Source organism: Bacillus sp. B1-WWTP-T-0.5-Post-4 (assembly GCF_009183795.1).
In the GTDB taxonomy this organism is placed as follows: Bacteria; Bacillota; Bacilli; order Bacillales; family Bacillaceae_G; genus Bacillus_A; species Bacillus_A cereus.
This window is the reverse complement of sequence record NZ_WEIJ01000001.1, coordinates 936,896-957,023: the sequence shown is the minus strand read 5'-3', so window position 1 is coordinate 957,023 and position 20,128 is coordinate 936,896. Positions and strand designations below refer to the sequence as shown.

Sequence of the window (20,128 nt, the reverse complement as noted above, 5' to 3'; positions counted from 1 at the left end):
TTTCCTATAAAGAATGGGATAATTTCATATATTAAAAATGGTAGGTTACTCCTACCATTTTTGGCATGGAGGAATGAAGAATGAAGTTACTCAATTATATCGGTATCATATTGATGGCTATAGGGCTATTCATGGGATCCTATTATGCTGTGGAATGGTATAAAGGAAGAAGCTCTGCCGGGCAATTAACTGCAGAAGAAATAAAGAGTCTTAAAAATATACAAGATACTCAACTTTCTCATGAAACACCTGTAACTTCTCAAGTGCCTTCTTCTCAAACAGAACATAAAGAAGGAGAAAAGGTAGCGATGTTAAACATACCGAAAATAAAGAAGAAGTTTTCTATATATTGGGGAGCAGATGATACGACTTTGAAAAAAGGAGTGGGTATGTTCGTTAGCGATTTAACGACAACTCCATCTGGAGGGGGACATACTGTACTGAGTGGACACCGAGATACTGTATTTACAGATTTAGGAGAGTTGAAAGAAAAGGATACTCTTATTTTAGAGTATGATAATAAAACGTACACATACGAAATTCAAAAGACGTGGATTACCCATGCGGATGATCGCACTGTTATTATAAAAAAAGAAGAACCGATATTAACACTGACAACTTGTTACCCATTTAATTATATAGGGGATGCACCAGATAGATATATTATCGAGGCGAAGTTAACTGCTAGTTATTCAAAGTGAAATTATAGTTTCTGAAAGCGAGAGGGGGATAAATAAGTTATGTCAAAAAACATTTTAATTGTTGAAGATGAAGACATATTACGTGAAATATTAAAAGATTATTTTTTAAGTGAGCAATATGTAGTGTTTGAAGCGAGGGACGGGAAAGAGGCTTTAGTTGTATTTGAAGAAGAAGAGGTTGATTTAGTTATTTTAGATATTATGTTGCCAGAACTCGATGGATGGTCTGTTTGCCGAAGGATTCGAAAGACGTCCGAGGTGCCTATTATTATGCTGACGGCGCGTGTAGATGAAGACGATACGTTACTTGGTTTTGAACTTGGGGCAGATGATTATGTGACGAAGCCGTATAGTCCGCCAATTTTATTAGCAAGAGCGAAAAGGTTGTTAGAAAGCAGAAAAGTGACAAAGCAACTTTTAGAGAATGAAGATGATACATTATCAATCCACGGCATTCACGTTCATTTTCCGTCTCGCACTGTTACGGTAGATAGAACCGATATTAATTTAACGCATACAGAATTTGAAATATTAGCGTATTTCATGAAAAATCAAGGAATCGTTTTAACGCGAGAGCAACTCATTTCAAGAATTTGGGGATATGAATTTGCTGGTGATGATCGAACGGTGAATAGTCATATTCGTAATTTAAGAAATAAATTAGGAGAGAAAGCAAAGTACATTACAACTGTAGTACGAACTGGTTATAAATTTGAGGGGAATATATGAGAAAAGGAATTGTACTAAAATTATTTACTCTTACAACAGCATTATGTATGTTGATTTTAGCGACGATATTTATTGGACAAACGATATTTTTTAAACAATATTATGCGAATCGAAAAGTGGAAGATATTAAAGTAAATTTAAATTCCTTTGAGAAGAATTATTTAAACTACACAGGAAACGTAGAAGGAATTCAGAAACTTGAGCAAGACTTTTTAAGAGAAAATAATACGTGGATTACGACATTAGATAAGAACGGGAATTTAAAACATGCAGATGATTTTTATTTTGAAGTAACGATAGATCGTAGGCAACAAAAGAGCTTTGGACAACAAATATTCAAAATTCCTTTATACAATCTCGTCAATATAGAAGAGATTGATAATAAATTATCAGATCAGTTTCTAGGCCAAGGAATTTATTTTTCTGGAGTAAAAAAAGGAGATAGTTTTATTCCATTCTCTTTCTCGTTATCTAAGCAGAATTTAAGTGGATCTAATAAACCGTTAGAAAAAGCAATTAAGGAGAAAATGAGTAAATTAGATGAGGAGAAAAAGAAAGCAGCTGAGGAACAAGTAAGGAAGGAAAAGAAGCCGGCTGTTCAGGAGCAAGCTGCCCAAGAACCAGATGCTTATATAGGTGGGTTTGTTACAAAAGTACAGTTTCCAGATGTAAAAGGCCCCGTAAATCCAATTTATAAAAATACTTTATTTTTGGATAGTATAAAAGAATTTCAAACGGATGTATTACTAAAAGAGAGTAATCAAATAGAGTATTCAACAAAGACAATGGACTATGAAAAGAATGATATAAAATATAAATTATTAATGAAACCAATAAAAGAAAAAGATGGATCAGTAACATATATTTATGCGATGGCTTCTTTACAGCCTGTAGATGAAGCTGTACAAATGGTGCAAGATTATTACATCTATATCATTGCATTTGTAGTCGTTCTTATTTTTTTAGCTTCGTTTTATTATTCAAAACAAATTGCAAAACCATTATTAAAAATAAATGATACGACGAAGAAAATAGCACAATTAGATTTTACAGAAAAAATACCGATTACTTCAAAAGATGAAATTGGAGATTTATCGAAAAATATTAATGTGCTATCAAATAAACTCCATTCGCATATTGGGCAGTTAGAAGAAGATATTGAAAAGGAAAGAAAGTTAGAAAAGACGCGAAAAGAATTCATTTCTGGTGTTTCACATGAATTAAAAACACCGCTAAGTATTATGAAAAGCTGTATTTCTATTTTAAAAGACGGGGTAGCTGAACATAAAAAAGAGTATTATTTTCAGGCAATGGAGAGAGAAGTAGACAAAATGGATACGTTAATTTTGGATATGCTTGAGTTAGCTAAATTTGAATCTGGTACATATAAAATTAGAAAGGATTCGTTTTATATTGATACAGTAATTGAAGACATATGTGAACATCTATCTGTGGAAATAGAGAAAAAAGAGCTTCGTGTTCATAAAAATATATGTTCATTTGAAGTGATTGCAAATCAAGGCCGGATTGAACAAGTCATCGTGAATTTCATTACGAATGCCATACGTTATACACCAAATAAAGAAGATATTATTATTTCTACAATAGATGAGAAGGATCGTATAAAAGTGTGCATTGAAAATAAAGGTACTCACATTGAAGAAGAACAATTAGATAAAATTTGGGATCGTTTTTATCGCGTGGATACAGCTCGTCAGCGTTCACAAGGTGGGACGGGACTTGGGCTTGCCATTTCAAAGAATATTTTAGAACTACATGATACTGAATATGGGGCAGGAAATACAGAAGATGGTGTGTTATTTTACTTCTATTTAACGAAAAAAGCGTAAATAATATGATTTACGCTTTTTTAATTTATTTTCATATTATCTTTACCTAATCTTTATTTTTAATCAGTATAATTTGTTTAGAATATGAGGTTATGTAAGGAGTCGATGAACCGTGCATAGCAATTGGCTAAGTATAATGGTATTTATTTTCTTTTGCGCATTTATTGTATTTTTAATTGATATTACGATATGAAAAAAGAGCGCTCATTAAGCGCCCTTTTTTTGTGTATTCATTTGATAAGCACTGATGCTTTTGAATAATCGTGGTGAAGTGATAAATAAAAATATAAGTAAAACGGTACATAAAATAAAAGAACCAAGCATTGTACTTCCATTTACGATTAATGAATATAACACAGCTGATTGACCTTTCGGTGCATATTGTCCCCAGAAAATAATGCCGGCAATAAAGTGGCAGAAATAGCGAGCAAAGCTACCGATAAATGTAGCAAGGATAATATAAGCAAGGACTTTCTTACCCTGATTTTGTTTTGATGAAGGTTTGTCTTTACGGTTACCTAAATTTGATTGTTCTAAGCTATTTTCATTGGATGTTAAAAGTGCTTTTTGAATTGGACGATAGAATAAGCCAGCAAATCCGATAAAAGCAAAGGCAATGAAGTACTCAATGAATGCTTGAACAGGTGTTAAAATATAAGCATCTCCCACGACAATTTGTAATAGTCCCCAAACTAAACCGCCTAAGAAAGCTGATTTAAAGCCCCAGCGGTAAGCAATAATAAAAATAGGAATCATAGCGAATGAGATAGAACCGCCTGTTGGAAGTTTAAGTGATAATGGTAAAATATCGATAATCATGGCGAAGGCTGCAAGAATAGCAGATTCGATCATCGCTTGTAAATTGGTGTTACGCATGTTGTTTCCCCCTAAATCCAAGTTATACAAAAAAGAATAGATATCATAGGAGGATACGAAATACGTAAATAAAAATGAGGTATGTATTTCGGACGTTTGCACAATCCCTGCGTTAGCATTAACTAACAGGTTCGAAGGGTCGGAACGAAGTGTTCCCTCTCAGCGGCATGGCTCCCCCAGTGATAACGAAATTCTTTATTTGCTATTGTTTATTGTAAGCGAAATGGATGAGAATGGCAAACGAATACAGTATGACAATAATTGAAATAGAATTGTAGCGAAATGTTAATAAATATGAAGCAAAAGGGTATAGTACAAGAGAAATTGGGTGTGGTATAATTTTTTTGAAAATAATTATCATTCTCTTCTGAGGGGGAAGGTTATGAGCTTAGTAGATATTAAAATTGGAGAGAAAGTGTTAGTAAAAAGTATTCAGTCTTTAGATCAGCTATTAAAGCGTAGACTAGCTGCTTTCGGTCTTGCTGAAGGAAGCGAACTTCGCCTGAAACAGAAAGCGATGTTCAAAGGTCCTTGTACATTGGAGTGTCGTGGACAGTTAATTAGTATTCGTCATTGTGACGCGAAAATGATAAAGGTGGAATTAGCGTGAATAAGGTAGCTTTGCTAGGGAATCCGAATACAGGGAAGACATCATTATTTAATGCACTTACTGGTTCTTATGAGTATGTAGGAAACTGGAGCGGTGTAACAGTAGAAAAGAAGGTTGGTAAATTAAAAGATAGACAAGGAACATTAATTGATTTACCAGGTGTTTATGATTTAAATCCAGTTTCACGTGATGAAGGTGTTGTAACAAACTTTCTATTAACAGAAGAATTTAATCATATGTTAAATATCGTAGATTCCTCGCAGTTTGAAAGAAATATGCATTTAACGTTGCAGTTACTTGAATTTGGTAAGCCAGTCTCAATTGGTTTAAACATGGTTGATGTGGCGAAGCAAAGAGGAATTGTCATTGATGTAAAACGATTATCAGAGCTATTAGGTGTAACAGTCGTTCCTGTTGTTGCAAGAAGTGGAAAAGGCTGTGAAGAACTGCTTACGACTCTTAAAGAAAATAACAAACAAGAGAAAAAGCCATTTCTTATTTCATATGGTGTACAAATGGATGAAGGAATTGGAGAAGTAATTGCTCTTTTAGAGACAGCGAATTACGAGCATCCGAGATGGTTAGCACTTCAATTTTTAAGCAATAACGAAGTAGTAGAAAAAGAAATGAAAGCATTACCAATTTATAAGGAACTCATAGCCATTCGATCTCGCTTAGAAGGAAAACTTGATTGTACGTTAGAAGAGCACATTTACAAAACTCGTGAAGCGTATATTGAAAAGTTAAAAACAAATGTTATGAAGCATGAGAAAGAAGGAAAAATTCCTTTTTCAGAAAAAATTGATAGATTAATTACACATAAAATTTTAGGACTTCCAATCTTTTTAGCAGTTATGTTTTTTATTTTTCAGGTTACGTTTACGTGGATTGGTACACCTTTATCGGATATGTTAGATGAGTTTTTTGGTGGCCAGCTTACGGATTGGGTGACGGCTGGACTTACAAGTATTGGAGCTTCTGATTTTATTCAAGCGCTCGTTACAGAAGGTATTATTGCCGGTGTTGGTGCTGTATTAGTATTCGTACCACAAATCTTTGCACTATTCTTTTTTATTTCATTATTAGAAGACTCAGGGTATATGGCGCGAATTGCAGTTGTTATGGATAGAATTATGGAGTTTTTCGGCTTAAACGGAAAAGCTTTTATTCCGATGATTATCGGTTTTGGATGTAACGTTCCAGGTATCATGGCTGCGAGAACGATTGAACAGGAAAAAGAACGTTTACTTACCATTTTAGTAACACCATTTATGTCTTGTTCAGCACGATTACCTGTATATGCATTATTTGCGGGCGTATTTTTCCCGCATAGTCAGGCGGCTGTTGTATTTTCTTTATATGTTGCAGGGATTGTTCTTGCGTTATTAGTTACAAAAATTATGTCTCTTACGATTTTGAAAGCGGAAAAGTCTATTTTCGTAATTGAATTACCGCCTTACCGTGTGCCACAAGCAAAAACATTATGGCTAAGCACATGGGAGAAAGGGAAAGGATTTGTTCGTAAAGCTGGTACATTCATCTTTGGTGGTTCGGTTGTCATTTGGTTATTAAACTATGCAGGTCCATCAGGATTTGGTGTTGATATGGGAGACAGTTACTTAGCGATGATTGGTGGATTTATCGCACCACTATTCGCACCGCTCGGCTTCGGAACATGGCAAGCTGCAGCATCCCTTTTAACAGGATTTTTAGCGAAGGAAGTTGTCGTTTCTACAATGGCAATTATTTATGCAGTTAAAGAAGATGTGCTTGGAAATGTAATGGGAGCACATTATACAGCATTATCAGCTTATGCATTTATGTTCTTTATTTTATTATATGTTCCGTGTTTAGCGACGGTAGCTGTTATTAAACGTGAAACAGGATCAGCGAAGTGGACGATTTTTTCAGTCGTTTATCCACTCGTAGTTGCTTATGTATTAACGCTCATTATATACCAAGTTGGATCCTTACTCGGATTCTAGAAGGAGATGTATTGTGATGATGGTCAATATTATAATTGGAGCTATCATTTTTGGTTATGCAGCATATACGTTAGTTAATTTTGTAAAGAGAAGTAAAAAAGGAAAATGCGCAGCATGTTCTTTAAATAAGTCATGTCAGTCGCAAACTTGTAGCCCGGATATGGAGCAAATTGCTCATAATAAATAGGAAAAGCTTTGCGAATTTCGCAAAGCTTTTTTGTTTTACTTTTTAATTTTTACAAGTTGAGAAGCTTCTACGCCTTTGTAACCAGGGAATTCTTTACTTGGGTCTTTATCAAATTTTAATACACCTACAGATTTTTCATCACCTTTTACATTGCTGTAAGTTGCGTCATCGACAATCGCATACATATCTGTATATGCACGACCACTTCCGATAATTGTGTTGCCTTCATATTTTAATTTTGCCCCATCAAGTGCAGCATTTTCTACTTTTTCTTTTGCAAATAATACACCTTGTTCTGTTGTTACAGCTGGTAATTTATCAAGTGGTTTCGTGTTGTCTTTTTCATCAACTTTGCTAAGTAACTCTTTTTTCACTAGTTCTTCACCAGTTTTCTTATCCATTACAAGAACTTTTTTACCATCTAATGTTGTCATTTTCATTTTATAGAAGTCTTTTTCTTTCACTTCTTTTTTGTTTTTATCTGTAATTTGCTGAACTTGTTCTTCTGATCCGTACAGTACAAAGCCGTTCGCTTTTTCTCCTAATAAAGAACAACCTGATAATGCTCCAAATGAAATTGCTGCTGCTAATCCGATTCCTACTAATTTTTTCATGATGATTTCTCCTTTTATATGTTTTATAGTAAATACATTTTTGTATTAGTTCCGAAATGATGAGAAGCTTGTTTGCTGCTTCTGGTATTAGTGTATAAGAAATATGGAAACGTAACTATCGAGTTAGCTTACAGTAACATTACACTTATGTAATTTAGTGAAAGTGCGCAAAAGTAAGTTAATTTCAAAGAGGGATAATGAGAATATATTAGAAATACAATATTGTATATAGAATGTCATATTATAATGGATGTATTTTGGAAATAACATGTAAGGACATATTAGTTTTGTTATAATAAACACATAGGCTGTAAAATGAATATTCTTTACTGTAAAGGGAGATTTTTCAGTTTTCCAAGTAGTGAATTTGAAATATGAGGTATATCATAGGAGGAATTTAGATGTCTGTATTTAAACGATTAAGAGATTTAACAATGTCAAATGTGTATTCGTTAATTGAAAAAGCGGAAGATCCAGTTAAGATGACTGATCAATATTTACGCGATATGCAAGCCGATGTACAAGAGGCTGAGAAAAGTGTAGCAGCTCAAATCGCACTTGAGAAGAAATTCAAAATATTATTTGAAGAGCAAGAAGCACTTGTGAAAAAACGTGAAGAGCAGGCTCATATGGCTGTTCAAGCTAATAACTTAGATCTTGCGCGTCGTGCATTAGAAGAAAAACAAAATGCAGAGCAAAAAATGAATGAGTATAAAGCAAGCTACGAGCAAAATAAAGCTGCTGCTGATAACCTGCGCCTAAAGCTAGAAGAAATGCGTAAGCAATTAAATGAGCTGAAAAATAAACGTGAAACACTTGTAGCGCGTGTAAATGCGGCGAAAGCACAAAAGAATATTAATCAGGCGATGTCTGGATTTGATTCAAACTCAGCAAAAGCTGGTTTAAGCCGTATGGAAGAGAAAGCTCTTCAATTAGAGGCTGAAGCGGAAGCAAGCGGTGAAGTTTATAAGAAAGAAAAATCATTAGATGATGAATTCGCAAGCTTAAACAAAAATTCTGCTGTTGACGATGAATTAGCTCGTATTATGAAGCAGTATGAGAAATAATATAGAATAAAGACAAATGAACCGACATGTCTAAATATATTCATGTCGGTTTTCTATTATATTTTAGAGGAGGTTTTGCAATGACATGGATGAATGTAGTTGCCATGCTTGTATGGACTGGAGCGAGTGCAGTACTTTTATTTGCAATTATGTGGGTTGATTCAATTTTTACAAAATACAATGATTTAAAAGAAATCAAAAATGGAAATACAGCTGTAACAACTCGTTTTATTATGAAATTATTTGCACAAGGGTACATTTTATCTCAATCGATAACGAAAGCAAATGATTTATGGCAAGCGCTACTTGCATCAGCAGTTTCTTTCGTTATTTTATTAGTGGTAGAAATGTTTATCGAATTTGTGTTAAAGAAAATGTCTGGCTTAGATTTAGAAGAAGGTACGAAAGAAGGCAGCGTTGCACATGCGATGTTAGCTGGATCATTACATATTGTTGGTGCACTTATTTTAGGTGCTTGTTTATAAAGAGAAAAGGAGGGGTAGATCATGAGTTTATTTAAACGAATTAAAAATATAATGAAAAGCCCAGAGCCACCGAAGCCGGAAAAGAGTCTTTTAACGTTAGCTCCTGGTGATATGATTGAAGTTTCATTAGTCATGTACGAATTAACTGGGAAAACGAGTATGCATTCTCGCAAGGAAATTGTTTTAACACTGCAAGACGGGAAAGACATTCGTTATTTAAAAATTGAAGATCGTGAAAATACGTATTACAAATTATATACACCAATTGATGGTCGCTTAGATTCAATTGAGGAAATTCCGACGACAATTGAAATGGATGATACTGAGTATCATATGGAAGAACAATATAACGGACGTGTTGTTGTGATGGGGAAAACACCATTCTCCGCTTCAGAGGAACAGTACGTATGGGAATTCCAATCAGATAATCGAAAATTATTGCGTATTGAATGGCAAAATGGTCGCACAATGATGTATGAGGGAGAAGCAATCATTCCTGCTGATGTACAAATTATAAGAGCAACGTAAGGGGGCGTAATCATGTCAAACCGATTGTTTACCATGATTAAATCGTTTGTGATCCCTATACTTGCTATCGTTATATTACTTGTTGTTGCTGGTTATGCCTTATCAGGTTGTCAAGGCGGGCAGACAAAGTCGATTCAAGACCGTTATCCACTTGAATCTGTTGCCAAGGAAGGTAAACAAGAATCTTACGTGTATAGGGCCGCCAATCGGTCAGTTCCTGAAGTAGCGAAGGAACTCATTAACGAAAGAGAACCGAAGCAAGCATCTAAAGAAGACGAAAATCAAATGTTCCTCGTTTATTCTGATAAGATTTATAACCTGCAAAAGGATAAAGAGAAACCATCTGATACGTTAATTGAAATAAGTAATAAAGAATTTGTCCGTCAAAATTACCAACCGTCCTTCTTGCAAGGATATATTATGGGTAGCATATTAAACGATATATTCGGTTCACGAAAATCATCGTACGGTGATTATCGAGGATATAATGACAGACAAAATCATAAACCAGTTATTCCAGAGAGACCACCTACGAAAGAAGAAAAGAAAACCCCACCTCCAATTACGAAGGAAGGGAAAGGGTCTATCATTAAGCGAGGCGATAATGTAGATTCGAAACCATCAGTAGGTGATAAGGGAAGTATTACTGAAAAAGGAAGTAATACGACGCCCCCACCTTCTACTGGAAGCAAGGGTAAAATTACAAAAACACCAGGCGGTTCAAGCGGATCAGATGTGAAGCCAAAATCATCTATTAAAACGCCGCCAAGGAATACATCTCCTCCGAAAACGAGGGTCGGTGGTTCAGGAAAAATTACGAAGAGAAGATAGTGTAGAGACCGAAAAGTGGAATTTGCTTTTTGGTCTTTTTTGTTATGGGAATTAATGCCTCTCAGGTGGTACGATTTAGGCATAAGGGAGGAAGTAAAAATATATCAGCGATTATTGAAATATATCGACTTACCGACAAAAACTGACAACGATAACAACTTAATAATAAAAAGAGGGTGTGCCAAAATTTTGGCACACCCTCTTTTTCATAACGATTAATGAATATCACGTTTCTTGAAATTACCGCCTTTTACTTCTGCTACGTCATAAACTGTAATAAAGGCGTGTGGATCGATTTCATTAATAAGTTCTTTCATTTTACTTTCTTCTAAACGGTTAATTACACAGGAAATTTCTTTAAACTTCTCTCTTGAATAACCACCGTATACTTCGTTATATGTTGCACTTCGGCCTAAACGATCGCGAATTGTTTCTACCATTAATTCAGGCTCTTTTGTAATAATTTTAAATGCTTTTGAACCACTTAAACCAACTTCAACGATATGAATCACTTTCGAAGCGATAAAATAAGCAATTGCCGAAAGGATAGCTCCTTGCAGGCCGAATACTGTTGATACGAAAATAAATACGAACATGTTTAAGAATAAAATAAGGTCACTCGTTCCAAATGGTAACTTACGAGAAAGCAATACAGCTAGCATATCGATTCCATCTAATGCTCCGCCGTTACGTAATGCTAGTCCCATACCAAAACCGATGATAATACCACCAACAACTGTAACTAATAATGTATCGCCTTCAATAATAGCTGGTATTCCGTGCATGACAACGGTACCTATTGCTAATGAAGCAATCCCGATAATGGAATAAATAGCAAAGCTTTTACCGATTTGCTTATATCCTAACCAAACGAAAGGAATGTTAATAACTGCGATTAGAGCTCCTAATGGCAATCCAAATAATCTTGAACTAACGATACTTAAACCAGTTACACCACCGTCTGATACGTTATTTGGAATTAATACTGCTTCTAATCCGTACGCTGTGATAAATGCCCCAATAATAATCATCAAAGCTTTTGAAGCAATTCTTAGCTTATTGGGCTTGTTTTTGATAATTTTCTCCATGTAATTTCCTCGTTTCAAACTAGTTTCTTATTTGTTACGTAATTCACACCTAAATTTTATTTTAACATTTAATTTGAAAAAATTCTCCTTTAATGGATGTATGCAGGGAATATTATCACCATATTATCTTTAAAATATTTTTGAAATCAGTATAAGAAATCCCATCCTTTCAAAGGATGGGATGCTATTAAGAAAATATAAAACTAAGTACTGATATGAATAAAGCGAAACCTAAAATAGTTCCACATATTTTCATATGGCGCTTACGTCCCATTACGACAATCGCAACATATTCACGAATCATTGCGTTAGGCCAGTAATAAAATGCAGTTTTTGACCCGATTCCTTGGCTATTAAGACCAGCTTGTCTAGCGTATATACCAGCGCGGAAAAGGTGGAAATTATTCGTTGTAAAAATACTTTTATATTTACCTTCAGGTTTTAAAGAATCCATAATTTCTTTAGAGAACAACATGTTTTGATATGTGTTTACAGAGCGATTTTCCTGGACTGTATGTTCAAGAGGAATTCCTTTTTCAACAGCATAATTTTGCATTGCTTCTGCCTCTGGAAGACCTTCATCTGGACCTTGACCACCAGAGAAAATAATTGTCGGTGGTGTATTTACAGCTGCTTGTTTCCAATAGAAGTCGATAGCTTTATTAATGCGGCTTGCAAGTAAGGGTGGTACTTTATCATTAATTAAGCCACTACCAAGAACGATAATGAAATCTTGATTACGTCTTGGTCTGTTAAATTGGTATAAAAAATAAGCGCTTAAGAAGTTAGATAAGTGTATAAAGAAATAGAAGCTTATAAGAGAAATAGCTGCGAAAATAGGCTCTAAATGCGATGAGACCAAACTTGCTGGATTTATGATAGGGAGTAACATAAAGAATAACATCCCTAAAGCAGCAAGGAGTGTTAAACAGTTAGTGAACCGTCTTCCTTCTCGCTTCATTAAAATTCTAGCATTAAGAAATAGCCCAAACATTAAAGCAACAATACCGAAAGGAAGCATAATAAGAAGTGCTAAAATAGGTAAAATTATAATATAGCGTAGGACATCACTACTTGAATTCACAGATATAATCACACAAAAAAGAAGGAAAAAACAGACAAAGGAATTAAATAAAAAGCCGTTTATTATTTTCCGCGGATCTTTTAAATATGAGATAAGAAAAATAATAAACAATATAAGAGGAATAATTCCAAAATACAGCATAAATATAGTACACCTCAACTTGTATAAGAATTTGACATACCTTTTATATTACATGATTTTATAAGTGAAAATGAAAGAAAAAGGATTTTGAATTTTCTCAATAAAATATATGGATACATATGTTACAATATATTCAAAGCGATATATTAAAAGTAAAATGGTTGAAAAGGCACTCAGTAGAGTGCTTTTTCTTTTTGTATGCAATTGTGCATATTATATTTTTTTTCAAATGAAGAGGATTACAATATAAGTTGTAGACAGACTTTATAAAGCAGAATTTAATACAAACATTTCCCTCTACTTTTTGTATCTAACAATCGTATAACAATAAATAATTCTGTTTTATAGTGTCTGTTTTTGAAAGGTGTCTTTTTTGAAGGCATCTTTTTTTGTTAGTATAGATAGTTTTCACTGTTAGCACAGTGTAAACTATCTATACTAAACATTAGCAATCTTCCGTATAAATATTATCAATTTACTATATATTCCAGTGGTGTTAACCTACATATGAAAGGCTTTCTTTTTCAAAATATTACCCCTAATAAAATTTTGAAGAAGTCAACTGTCTCCAAACTTGTCTTTATGCTTAAAGAAAAAGCACTCAAATTGAGTGCTTTTTCTTATTGAAACATGCTATTTTTCTAGGCGATTTTCATAAAATAAAAGTAAAGAAATGAAAGTGGGTGACAAAATGCCGGCAGTTGTGGAAGGTGTTATTATTGAAAACTGCAATGGAACAATTAATGTAGGTGACAAATATAACGTACAGCCGATTGAAAAGACGAAGGCTTATAATGGATCGGGATCATCAAATACAGGAATGAAAGTACAAACGTTTAGCGGGATTAGTACAGCTGATGTATGGGATAATGATGCGAATGATCAGGGGATACAGTTTACTTTATAGTACAGTATGTAAAATTGCATAAAATGATGAACTTGTCCTGTGCTACAATCTAGCTGTGAGCTGTTAATGATTCTTCTGTAGTATAGTTGTTAGATTAGAAATATAACATCTTATCGAAAATCATACGTAAAAAAAAGACACTTCAAACGAAGTGTCTTTTTTTAACTTAGTGATACCCTTTAGCAGAGTCTTTATGAATTTTATTTTTAAAAAGACTGTAGCTCCAAAGCTGATATCCAATAACGATTGGTACCATGACCATTGCAACGAAGAACATAATTTTTAAGTTTAATTGACTACCAGCTGCGTTGTATAACGTTGTACTGTATGCATCGTTAATACGAGATGGTAACATTCTTGGGAACATACCTGCAAAGCCAGTTGTCATAAACATTGCGATTGTTAGGCAAACGAATGTGAATGCAAGGCCAATTTTATGTTTGTACACCATAATTAGTGCGAGTACACTCATTAGCATTGCAAGTACTGGAAGAATGAATAGTACCGGATATTCTGTAAAGTTTTGGAATAAGTTTGTTCTATTAGCAGTTGCTACATAGAAAATAGCTAAAATGATAGCAGCTGCCATTGAAAATGGTCTTGCGATTTTATAAGCACGATCAGATACTTCACCAGTCGTTTTAATCATGACCCAAAGGGCACCGGATACGACAAATATAGCAGTGAAGAAAAGACCACCTAATATACCGTAATGGTTTAGTAAGCTAAGTAAATTTCCTTCATAGCCATTTTTTCCGATTTGTAGTCCGTAATACAAGTTAGCGAATGTAACACCGAATAAGAAGGCGATTAGGAAACTGCCAATTGCAAATGCCCATTTACAAGTTTTTTGCCAAATTGGTGAATCATCTTTATGCATGAATTCCAGTCCAGCGGCACGAGCAAATAGTGCAAGTAATACTAAGAATAACGGTGTATATAAATAACTAAACATATTAGCATACGTGACTGGGAAGGCAGCAAATGTTGCGCCACCAGCTGTAATTAACCATACTTCATTACCGCCCCAGAACGGGCCAATTGCTTCTTGTAATTGATTTCGTTCTTGTCGATCTTTCGTAACGAAGGGAAAAATCATTCCGTTACCAAGTGCATACCCGTCAAGAATGAAGTAAACTGTCCAAATCACGCCCCATAAACCGAACCAGATGATTGCAAGCATATCATGAGACATGAGCCACACCTCCCTCAGTAGCAGGTTCTTCTAATGCGGCAGGTCCTTTTTTCGCAAACTTCAGCATTAAATATACGTCTGCGATTAAAAGTAAAGTGTAGAACAAAATTAAACTAATTAATGAGAACCAAATTTGCGGAACGGATATAGGTGATACAGATTCTGCTGTACGCATTAGTTTATATACTGTCCATGGCTGGCGACCTACTTCAGCGACGATCCATCCTGCGTTAATCGCGATATAAGGAAGTAAGACAGACCATATTGTAATTTTTAAATAACGTTTTGAGTTTTCTAGTTTTCCTTTTCGGTTTAAATAGAAGCCATACCAAGTTAATGCCATAAAGAACATACCGAGTGCAACCATTAAGCGGAAGCTATAATACACGAGGTTAACATTTGGACGTTCATCTTTCGGAATATCCTTTAAACCAACAATTTCGCCATCAAATGAGTTTGTATAGAAGAAGCTTCCGAGTTTTGGAATCGTAAGGAATTCAAAATTCTTCTCGTTTTTTACATCAGGAATTTGAACAATTGAGAAGCCTTGTCCTTTTCCGGTTTCCCAAACTGCTTCCATCGCAGCTCCTTTTGCGGGTTGATATTTAGCCGCTGATACACCAGATTGATGTCCCATAAACGGTGTAATTGTTGCGGCGAATAAGCCTAACATTAAGCCGAACTTAAATGATTTTTTGAAGAATTCAACTTCATTTTTACGTAATAAGTGATAGGCACTAATTGCCATAACGAAGAAAGCACCAACAATATAACAACCAACTACAGTATGGAAGAACATATTCCAAGCGTATGGATTCGTAACGAGTGCCCAGAAATCATTTAATTCAGCGCGGCCGTTACGTACTACGTAGCCAACAGGGTTTTGCATAAAGCCGTTTGCTGTAATAATCCAAAGGGCAGAAATGTTTGTTCCAAGTGCAACCATCCACATGCAGAAGGCACGGAACTTTGGTGAAATTTTGTCTTTACCGAATAACCATATTCCCATGAAAGTAGATTCTAAGAAGAAGGCAACAAGTGCTTCGATTGCGAGAGGTGATCCGAAAATGTCTCCCATATATTTGGAGTACTCAGACCAGTTTGTTCCAAATTGGAATTCCATCGTAATCCCGGTTATAATCCCCATTACGAAGTTAATTGTAAATAATTTACCCCAGAAATTTGCCATTTTGCGGTATGTTGGATTCAATGTGCGGGCGTATTGAGTTTCCATACATGCTACTAAAATGACAAGTCCGATTGTCAAAGGTACAAATAAAAAGTGATAAAAAATAGTAATTGCAAATTGAAAACGACTCAGTAACAGAACGTCGGACATAATGAATATTCACTCCTTTTTTACATTATCTACAATCAGTTTATAGTGAAAATACGTTTAAAGTATGTGAAACTTGTTACAAAGCTGTGTGTATATTTTGAAAGAATTATGTCGATTATCTGAAAATATCTTATTTTTACTATAAAGCGATATCCTTTTTGAGTTTTTCATATTTTGGTACACTATTTATGTAGTGTAAACGAGAGAAAAGAGGGTCCTTTACTATGAAGTCATTAGAAGAGATTTTGCAGTACAATGAGAAATTTGTTGAAGAGAAAAAATACGAAGAGTATGAAACAGGAAAATTCCCGAATAAAAAAATGGTAATTATTTCTTGTATGGATACACGACTTGTTGAATTATTACCAAAAGCGATGAATATGCGTAACGGTGATGTGAAAATTATTAAGGTAGCAGGAGCTGTTATCTCACATCCATTCGGAAGTATTATGCGTAGTATTTTAGTTGCTGTATATGAACTTGGTGCTGATGAAGTTTGTGTAGTTGGTCACCACGATTGCGGTATGGCAAAAATTCAGGCAAGCAGTACAATTGAGAAGATGAAAGAGCGCGGTATAACAAATGAGAAATTAGATACACTCCGTTATTCTGGAATCGATTTAGAAAGATTCCTACAAGGGTTCTCTAGTGTAGAAGAAAGTGTAGAACATAGCGTATCGATACTTCGCAACCATCCGTTACTTCCAGAAGAAGTACCTGTTCACGGTCTTGTTATCGATCCTGAAACAGGAAAATTAGATTTAGTTGTGAATGGTTACGACAATTAAGAATTTACTTTGTCATCCTTTTTATCTGGGACAGGATCAAATCCTCCCGGGTGGAAAGGGTGACATTTTAATATACGCTTACAAGTAAGCCAAAAGCCTTTGAATGCACCATGTTTTTGAAACGCCTCTAATCCGTAATGAGAACAAGTCGGATAAAAACGGCATGTTGGTGGTGTCATCGGAGAAATGAACTTTTGATAAAAGCGTATAATCCCAATAAAAATCTGTTTCATAACGGTCTCCTTTTCAGCATATTCTTAAAGTATTATAGCACGACTGTACATAATACTTTACTAATGTGCATTTCCGTTATATCATATTGGATATAACGGAATTAAATTAAAAGCGGGAGAGATGTTGTATGCCATCAGTAGAAAGCTTTGAATTAGATCATACGATTGTAAAGGCACCTTATGTAAGACATTGCGGAGTTCACAATGTAGGTAGTGACGGTATTGTAAATAAATTCGATATTCGTTTCTGCCAACCGAATAAACAAGCAATGAAACCAGATGTTATTCATACGTTAGAACATTTATTAGCATTTAATTTACGTAAATATATTGATCGTTATCCGCACTTTGATATTATCGATATTTCACCGATGGGCTGCCAAACAGGATATTATCTTGTAGTAAGCGGAACACCGACAGTACGAGAAATTATTGATTTATTAGAACTAACATTAAAAGATGCGGTTCAAATTACAGAAATTCCAGCTGCAAATGAAACACAATGTGGTCAAGCGAAGCTTCACGATTTAGAAGGAGCACAACGCTTAATGAACTTCTGGTTAAGCCAAGATAAAGATGAACTTGAGAAAGTGTTTGGATAAGAAGAAAAACTGCCTGTGAAAGGGCAGTTTTTTTATTGTGCTAAGAGCAACCATACTCTTCTTTTTTATGAAAATATATTACATACTCCAACATATAAAACAAAGGCAGAACAGAGAAAATAAACAAATGCTTTCGTTTTTTGCTGCTTCTTTATTTCATCGATTCCAAAAAGGATACACATAATACTTAAAAGGATAAACACGTAAGGTAAAAGAATAGTGAAGTTTGCAAAGAAGCTAAATAGGGCGAGAGAAAGAGCGATAGTGGCGATTATAATTTGAATGTTTTTTAACATGGAATCCCCCTTAAGTAGAAAGAAATAGTTACTGAGAGAAAATAATTATAAATGCTAAATTGGCCAAAATTTCATTCTACATATAGCGAAAGTAGTTTGATATTAAAAAGAAGAATATGAGACTGGAAACGAAAAAATACGGGATACTCATTGATTTTCGTCCGGATTTCAATTCATTAATTCCTAGAAGAATAAAGAAACAACTGAGAATAAATTGTACGTATGGGAGAAGTGAAAAATTATCGGTAACATCGATATAAGTGCTTAGAATGAGTAAGAGAAGCATGAGAAATGCTAAAAAACTCCGTAATATAGTTAGAGTTAGCATTGTATAGCCTCCTTTAGACCATTTATCGGAATATTTCTGTGAAACCAATAAATAAAGCAGCGGCTCCTGCTAGTAGAGCGAGCACACTACCTCCTGTTTGCCTCTTTAATATTTCCTCTAAACTTATGGTGAGAGCCATAACTCCTAAAGAGATAAACATATACGGCATTATTTCTCTATTACTAGTAAAAAATCCATAGATTGCTATAGATAAAGCAATAAGTGATAAAGTAATCCGTACTCCTTTTAGCATGCATGTACCTCCTTTTATTTGATATAGCTAATGATGAGAACAATCCAAATGAAAGCACCGGCAATAATACAAATAAGTCCAGTTGCTGATTCCTTTTTCTTTATTTGTTCAAATGCGATGAGAAACATTAAAGCCCCTAATAGAAATTGTGAAAGAGGTAAAAAATTATTTTGACCTGTATATAATCCAATTGCCGACATAACGATCACAGTGAGTGCTACTATGATGCGAAGTATATTAGGAATTCTCCTTATTCTTTTTTGTATAAGGATTGTCTTCTAGTTTATCGACGGAATGTTTATAAGCATAGCCTTTATTAATTGTCATGATGGAGAGTACGAGGATGATTAGGACGATGATAATACCGATAATTAATATTTTGAACATAAAATCCCTCCTTTTCTTTATTTTACATAATTTTGTAATTGATGAAAACAATAGAAATTAAAAGGATGAAAGAAGGGTGTTACATGGAGACGAAAAAAACATATTATATATCAATAGGAAACGGTCAAATTTCACAAGTGAAGACGGCGGATACGTATAATTTTGAGATTTCCGCAAATGATGAGGAAATTACGGAATTAAGAGAGCACTTCGATCAAGCATATGTAGAAGATTTAGGTTCATTTGTACGCTCCCACGTTCCATTTGTTGAATATCATCACGATTCAAATAATGACCGATATGATGAACAACTACAAAAAGCATATAAAATGATTTACGATTTAGGAAATCATGAGACGAAAGAATTAGTCGCGCAAATGGGAATAATCAATGGATTGTAATTGGATAATATTATGCAGAAAAGCGAGAATATGCTACAATTTGTGGTAGGAAAAACTTGTAACCATCAATAGGGGAGTAATGGCATGTACAAATTTAAAGATTATTACCACAACACTGTACAATTATCGTTTGAACGTTATCCATTTTCTCCTGAGCCAAAGCATGTTTGGGTTGTATGCCGGTACGGGGATCAATGGTTATTAACGCATCATTTACGTCGCGGTCTTGAATTTCCGGGTGGTAAAGTAGAACTAGGGGAAACACCGGAAGAAGCGGCAGTTCGAGAGGTTCATGAAGAAACCGGCGGCATAGTTTCTGATTTAACTTACTTAGGACAATACAAAGTATCTGGAAAAGACAAAATAATCATTAAAAACATTTATTTTGCAACAATTAGTGCGGTAGAAGAGCATACGCATTACGAAGAAACGAAAGGGTCTGTTTTATTAAAAGACATTCCTGACAACATTAAAACGAATAGAAAATTTAGCTTTATAATGCGCGATGACGTATTAGCGCGTACGATGAAACATATAGAAGAAATCGGCTGTTTTACGAAGTAAAGTAGCCGGTTTCTTTTTTTGTATGTAAGAATAAATGTAAATATATCTTTACATTATTT

General features: G+C 34.6%; 26 protein-coding genes and 1 riboswitch. Of the genes, 15 read left to right on the top strand and 11 right to left on the bottom strand.

Translation table 11 applies throughout. From position 1 onward, the window contains the following. Positions 1-80 precede the first annotated feature (80 nt). The 3 genes from GBN91_RS05175 to GBN91_RS05165 are packed head-to-tail and all read left to right on the top strand — an operon-like array spanning position 81 to position 3,280. Positions 81-701 (top strand): class D sortase, encoded by a 621-nt coding sequence (locus tag GBN91_RS05175; RefSeq protein WP_000771592.1) that lies wholly within the window; start codon positions 81-83, stop codon positions 699-701. 39 nt (positions 702-740) lie between these two features. Beyond that, positions 741-1,430, top strand: a complete 690-nt coding sequence (locus tag GBN91_RS05170; protein ID WP_000041856.1) for a response regulator transcription factor — start codon at positions 741-743, stop codon at positions 1,428-1,430. Next, positions 1,427-3,280, top strand: a complete 1,854-nt coding sequence (locus GBN91_RS05165; RefSeq protein WP_152121285.1) for a sensor histidine kinase — start codon at positions 1,427-1,429, stop codon at positions 3,278-3,280. The genes GBN91_RS05170 and GBN91_RS05165 overlap by 4 nt, the downstream gene beginning before the upstream one ends. Before the next feature lie 207 nt (positions 3,281-3,487). On the opposite strand, the gene thiT is transcribed toward GBN91_RS05165, so the two are convergent. Then, the gene (thiT, locus tag GBN91_RS05160; RefSeq protein ID WP_001246588.1) at positions 3,488-4,156 is read right to left on the bottom strand and encodes an energy-coupled thiamine transporter ThiT; all 669 of its coding nucleotides are present in this window, start codon (positions 4,154-4,156) and stop codon (positions 3,488-3,490) included. Between the two features lie 86 nt (positions 4,157-4,242). Then, positions 4,243-4,344: riboswitch (TPP riboswitch) on the bottom strand. Positions 4,345-4,538: 194 nt separating this feature from the next. Here thiT and GBN91_RS05155 point away from each other — a divergent pair. Genes GBN91_RS05155 through GBN91_RS05145 form a run of 3 tightly spaced genes read left to right on the top strand, consistent with a single transcriptional unit; the run spans position 4,539 to position 6,938 of the window. Further along, positions 4,539-4,766, top strand: coding sequence for a FeoA family protein (locus GBN91_RS05155; protein WP_000060512.1), 228 nt, complete (start codon positions 4,539-4,541; stop codon positions 4,764-4,766). Next, positions 4,763-6,751, top strand: a complete 1,989-nt coding sequence (feoB, locus tag GBN91_RS05150) for a ferrous iron transport protein B (protein ID WP_006920702.1) — start codon at positions 4,763-4,765, stop codon at positions 6,749-6,751. Before GBN91_RS05155 ends, feoB begins: the two co-directional genes overlap by 4 nt. Before the next feature lie 16 nt (positions 6,752-6,767). After that, the gene (locus GBN91_RS05145) at positions 6,768-6,938 is read left to right on the top strand and encodes a FeoB-associated Cys-rich membrane protein (protein ID WP_000989598.1); all 171 of its coding nucleotides are present in this window, start codon (positions 6,768-6,770) and stop codon (positions 6,936-6,938) included. A gap of 35 nt (positions 6,939-6,973) precedes the next feature. Here GBN91_RS05145 and GBN91_RS05140 read toward each other — a convergent pair whose 3' ends face one another. After that, positions 6,974-7,552, bottom strand: a complete 579-nt coding sequence (locus tag GBN91_RS05140; protein WP_000737468.1) for a lipoprotein BA_5634 family protein — start codon at positions 7,550-7,552, stop codon at positions 6,974-6,976. A 401-nt stretch (positions 7,553-7,953) separates the two neighbouring features. Here GBN91_RS05140 and GBN91_RS05135 point away from each other — a divergent pair, with 401 nt between their 5' ends. The 4 genes from GBN91_RS05135 (at position 7,954) to GBN91_RS05120 (ending at position 10,463) form a co-directional block, all read left to right on the top strand. Beyond that, the gene (locus GBN91_RS05135; RefSeq protein ID WP_000110280.1) at positions 7,954-8,619 is read left to right on the top strand and encodes a PspA/IM30 family protein; all 666 of its coding nucleotides are present in this window, start codon (positions 7,954-7,956) and stop codon (positions 8,617-8,619) included. Between the two features lie 80 nt (positions 8,620-8,699). Next, on the top strand, positions 8,700-9,104 hold the full coding sequence (locus GBN91_RS05130; protein WP_000220087.1) for a DUF350 domain-containing protein: 405 nt from the start codon (positions 8,700-8,702) through the stop codon (positions 9,102-9,104). A gap of 21 nt (positions 9,105-9,125) precedes the next feature. Beyond that, positions 9,126-9,632, top strand: a complete 507-nt coding sequence (locus GBN91_RS05125) for a DUF4178 domain-containing protein (protein WP_000051755.1) — start codon at positions 9,126-9,128, stop codon at positions 9,630-9,632. Between the two features lie 12 nt (positions 9,633-9,644). Beyond that, the gene (locus GBN91_RS05120) at positions 9,645-10,463 is read left to right on the top strand and encodes a DUF4247 domain-containing protein (protein WP_000071190.1); all 819 of its coding nucleotides are present in this window, start codon (positions 9,645-9,647) and stop codon (positions 10,461-10,463) included. Between the two features lie 215 nt (positions 10,464-10,678). Here GBN91_RS05120 and GBN91_RS05115 read toward each other — a convergent pair whose 3' ends face one another. Together GBN91_RS05115 and GBN91_RS05110 are read right to left on the bottom strand one after the other, a co-directional pair. Further along, positions 10,679-11,551 carry a YitT family protein gene (locus GBN91_RS05115; RefSeq protein ID WP_000411245.1) on the bottom strand — a complete coding sequence of 291 codons (873 nt, stop codon included), beginning with the start codon at positions 11,549-11,551 and terminating at the stop codon, positions 10,679-10,681. Between the two features lie 187 nt (positions 11,552-11,738). Beyond that, positions 11,739-12,776, bottom strand: a complete 1,038-nt coding sequence (locus tag GBN91_RS05110) for a YdcF family protein (protein WP_000965218.1) — start codon at positions 12,774-12,776, stop codon at positions 11,739-11,741. Positions 12,777-13,449: 673 nt separating this feature from the next. Here GBN91_RS05110 and GBN91_RS05105 point away from each other — a divergent pair. Beyond that, a complete protein-coding gene (locus tag GBN91_RS05105) occupies positions 13,450-13,683 on the top strand; it encodes a spore germination protein (RefSeq protein ID WP_002001299.1) in 234 nt (77 codons plus the stop codon). Between the two features lie 166 nt (positions 13,684-13,849). On the opposite strand, the gene cydB is transcribed toward GBN91_RS05105, so the two are convergent. Both cydB and cydA read right to left on the bottom strand, forming a co-directional pair. After that, entirely contained in the window at positions 13,850-14,878 is a 1,029-nt protein-coding gene (gene cydB, locus GBN91_RS05100) for a cytochrome d ubiquinol oxidase subunit II (protein WP_006925605.1), read from the bottom strand. Further along, a complete protein-coding gene (gene cydA / locus GBN91_RS05095; protein ID WP_001286188.1) occupies positions 14,868-16,217 on the bottom strand; it encodes a cytochrome ubiquinol oxidase subunit I in 1,350 nt (449 codons plus the stop codon). The genes cydB and cydA overlap by 11 nt, the downstream gene beginning before the upstream one ends. A gap of 224 nt (positions 16,218-16,441) precedes the next feature. On the opposite strand from cydA, the gene GBN91_RS05090 reads away from it, so the two are divergent. Next, positions 16,442-17,005, top strand: a complete 564-nt coding sequence (locus GBN91_RS05090; protein WP_000838169.1) for a beta-class carbonic anhydrase — start codon at positions 16,442-16,444, stop codon at positions 17,003-17,005. Here GBN91_RS05090 and yidD read toward each other — a convergent pair. Then, positions 17,002-17,238 carry a membrane protein insertion efficiency factor YidD gene (gene yidD, locus GBN91_RS05085; protein WP_000809330.1) on the bottom strand — a complete coding sequence of 79 codons (237 nt, stop codon included), beginning with the start codon at positions 17,236-17,238 and terminating at the stop codon, positions 17,002-17,004. The two genes, GBN91_RS05090 and yidD, sit on opposite strands and share 4 nt — an antisense overlap. Before the next feature lie 128 nt (positions 17,239-17,366). On the opposite strand from yidD, the gene luxS reads away from it, so the two are divergent. Beyond that, a complete protein-coding gene (gene luxS / locus GBN91_RS05080) occupies positions 17,367-17,840 on the top strand; it encodes an S-ribosylhomocysteine lyase LuxS (RefSeq protein ID WP_001141371.1) in 474 nt (157 codons plus the stop codon). Positions 17,841-17,905: 65 nt separating this feature from the next. On the opposite strand, the gene GBN91_RS05075 is transcribed toward luxS, so the two are convergent. From GBN91_RS05075 to ytzI, 4 genes are all read right to left on the bottom strand, one after another. Beyond that, positions 17,906-18,136: a YczI family protein gene (locus GBN91_RS05075; RefSeq protein WP_023523232.1), complete on the bottom strand. Its 231-nt coding sequence runs from the start codon at positions 18,134-18,136 to the stop codon at positions 17,906-17,908. Positions 18,137-18,486: 350 nt separating this feature from the next. Continuing rightward, entirely contained in the window at positions 18,487-18,717 is a 231-nt protein-coding gene (locus GBN91_RS05070; RefSeq protein WP_000912059.1) for a DUF3953 domain-containing protein, read from the bottom strand. A 14-nt stretch (positions 18,718-18,731) separates the two neighbouring features. Continuing rightward, a complete protein-coding gene (locus tag GBN91_RS05065) occupies positions 18,732-18,962 on the bottom strand; it encodes a DUF3953 domain-containing protein (protein WP_033687460.1) in 231 nt (76 codons plus the stop codon). After that, positions 18,955-19,104 (bottom strand): YtzI protein, encoded by a 150-nt coding sequence (gene ytzI, locus GBN91_RS05060; protein WP_000472791.1) that lies wholly within the window; start codon positions 19,102-19,104, stop codon positions 18,955-18,957. Before ytzI ends, GBN91_RS05065 begins: the two co-directional genes overlap by 8 nt. An 83-nt stretch (positions 19,105-19,187) precedes the next feature. Here ytzI and GBN91_RS05055 point away from each other — a divergent pair, with 83 nt between their 5' ends. Together GBN91_RS05055 and mutTA are read left to right on the top strand one after the other, a co-directional pair. Further along, complete coding sequence (locus GBN91_RS05055) at positions 19,188-19,505, top strand: hypothetical protein (protein ID WP_000448409.1); 318 nt, start codon at positions 19,188-19,190, stop codon at positions 19,503-19,505. 84 nt (positions 19,506-19,589) lie between these two features. Then, a complete protein-coding gene (gene mutTA / locus GBN91_RS05050; RefSeq protein ID WP_000276385.1) occupies positions 19,590-20,069 on the top strand; it encodes an antimutator 8-oxo-(dGTP/GTP)ase in 480 nt (159 codons plus the stop codon). Positions 20,070-20,128 lie beyond the last annotated feature (59 nt).

Bases quoted from the DNA above. Each gene is read 5' to 3' on its own strand.
- luxS (WP_001141371.1), top strand. From the start codon at position 17,367: ATGCCATCAGTAGAAAGCTTTGAATTAGATCATACGATTGTAAAGGCA.
- cydB (WP_006925605.1), bottom strand. From the start codon at position 14,878: ATGTCTCATGATATGCTTGCAATCATCTGGTTCGGTTTATGGGGCGTG.
- GBN91_RS05130 (WP_000220087.1), top strand. From the start codon at position 8,700: ATGACATGGATGAATGTAGTTGCCATGCTTGTATGGACTGGAGCGAGT.
- GBN91_RS05170 (WP_000041856.1), top strand. From the start codon at position 741: ATGTCAAAAAACATTTTAATTGTTGAAGATGAAGACATATTACGTGAA.
- GBN91_RS05120 (WP_000071190.1), top strand. From the start codon at position 9,645: ATGTCAAACCGATTGTTTACCATGATTAAATCGTTTGTGATCCCTATA.
- GBN91_RS05145 (WP_000989598.1), top strand. From the start codon at position 6,768: ATGATGGTCAATATTATAATTGGAGCTATCATTTTTGGTTATGCAGCA.
- GBN91_RS05175 (WP_000771592.1), top strand. From the start codon at position 81: ATGAAGTTACTCAATTATATCGGTATCATATTGATGGCTATAGGGCTA.
- GBN91_RS05125 (WP_000051755.1), top strand. From the start codon at position 9,126: ATGAGTTTATTTAAACGAATTAAAAATATAATGAAAAGCCCAGAGCCA.
- GBN91_RS05105 (WP_002001299.1), top strand. From the start codon at position 13,450: ATGAAAGTGGGTGACAAAATGCCGGCAGTTGTGGAAGGTGTTATTATT.
- ytzI (WP_000472791.1), bottom strand. From the start codon at position 19,104: ATGTTCAAAATATTAATTATCGGTATTATCATCGTCCTAATCATCCTC.
- GBN91_RS05110 (WP_000965218.1), bottom strand. From the start codon at position 12,776: ATGCTGTATTTTGGAATTATTCCTCTTATATTGTTTATTATTTTTCTT.
- GBN91_RS05135 (WP_000110280.1), top strand. From the start codon at position 7,954: ATGTCTGTATTTAAACGATTAAGAGATTTAACAATGTCAAATGTGTAT.
- yidD (WP_000809330.1), bottom strand. From the start codon at position 17,238: ATGAAACAGATTTTTATTGGGATTATACGCTTTTATCAAAAGTTCATT.
- GBN91_RS05075 (WP_023523232.1), bottom strand. From the start codon at position 18,136: ATGTTAAAAAACATTCAAATTATAATCGCCACTATCGCTCTTTCTCTC.
- cydA (WP_001286188.1), bottom strand. From the start codon at position 16,217: ATGTCCGACGTTCTGTTACTGAGTCGTTTTCAATTTGCAATTACTATT.
- GBN91_RS05115 (WP_000411245.1), bottom strand. From the start codon at position 11,551: ATGGAGAAAATTATCAAAAACAAGCCCAATAAGCTAAGAATTGCTTCA.
- GBN91_RS05155 (WP_000060512.1), top strand. From the start codon at position 4,539: ATGAGCTTAGTAGATATTAAAATTGGAGAGAAAGTGTTAGTAAAAAGT.
- GBN91_RS05140 (WP_000737468.1), bottom strand. From the start codon at position 7,552: ATGAAAAAATTAGTAGGAATCGGATTAGCAGCAGCAATTTCATTTGGA.
- GBN91_RS05165 (WP_152121285.1), top strand. From the start codon at position 1,427: ATGAGAAAAGGAATTGTACTAAAATTATTTACTCTTACAACAGCATTA.
- GBN91_RS05070 (WP_000912059.1), bottom strand. From the start codon at position 18,717: ATGCTAAAAGGAGTACGGATTACTTTATCACTTATTGCTTTATCTATA.
- mutTA (WP_000276385.1), top strand. From the start codon at position 19,590: ATGTACAAATTTAAAGATTATTACCACAACACTGTACAATTATCGTTT.
- thiT (WP_001246588.1), bottom strand. From the start codon at position 4,156: ATGCGTAACACCAATTTACAAGCGATGATCGAATCTGCTATTCTTGCA.
- GBN91_RS05055 (WP_000448409.1), top strand. From the start codon at position 19,188: ATGGAGACGAAAAAAACATATTATATATCAATAGGAAACGGTCAAATT.
- GBN91_RS05090 (WP_000838169.1), top strand. From the start codon at position 16,442: ATGAAGTCATTAGAAGAGATTTTGCAGTACAATGAGAAATTTGTTGAA.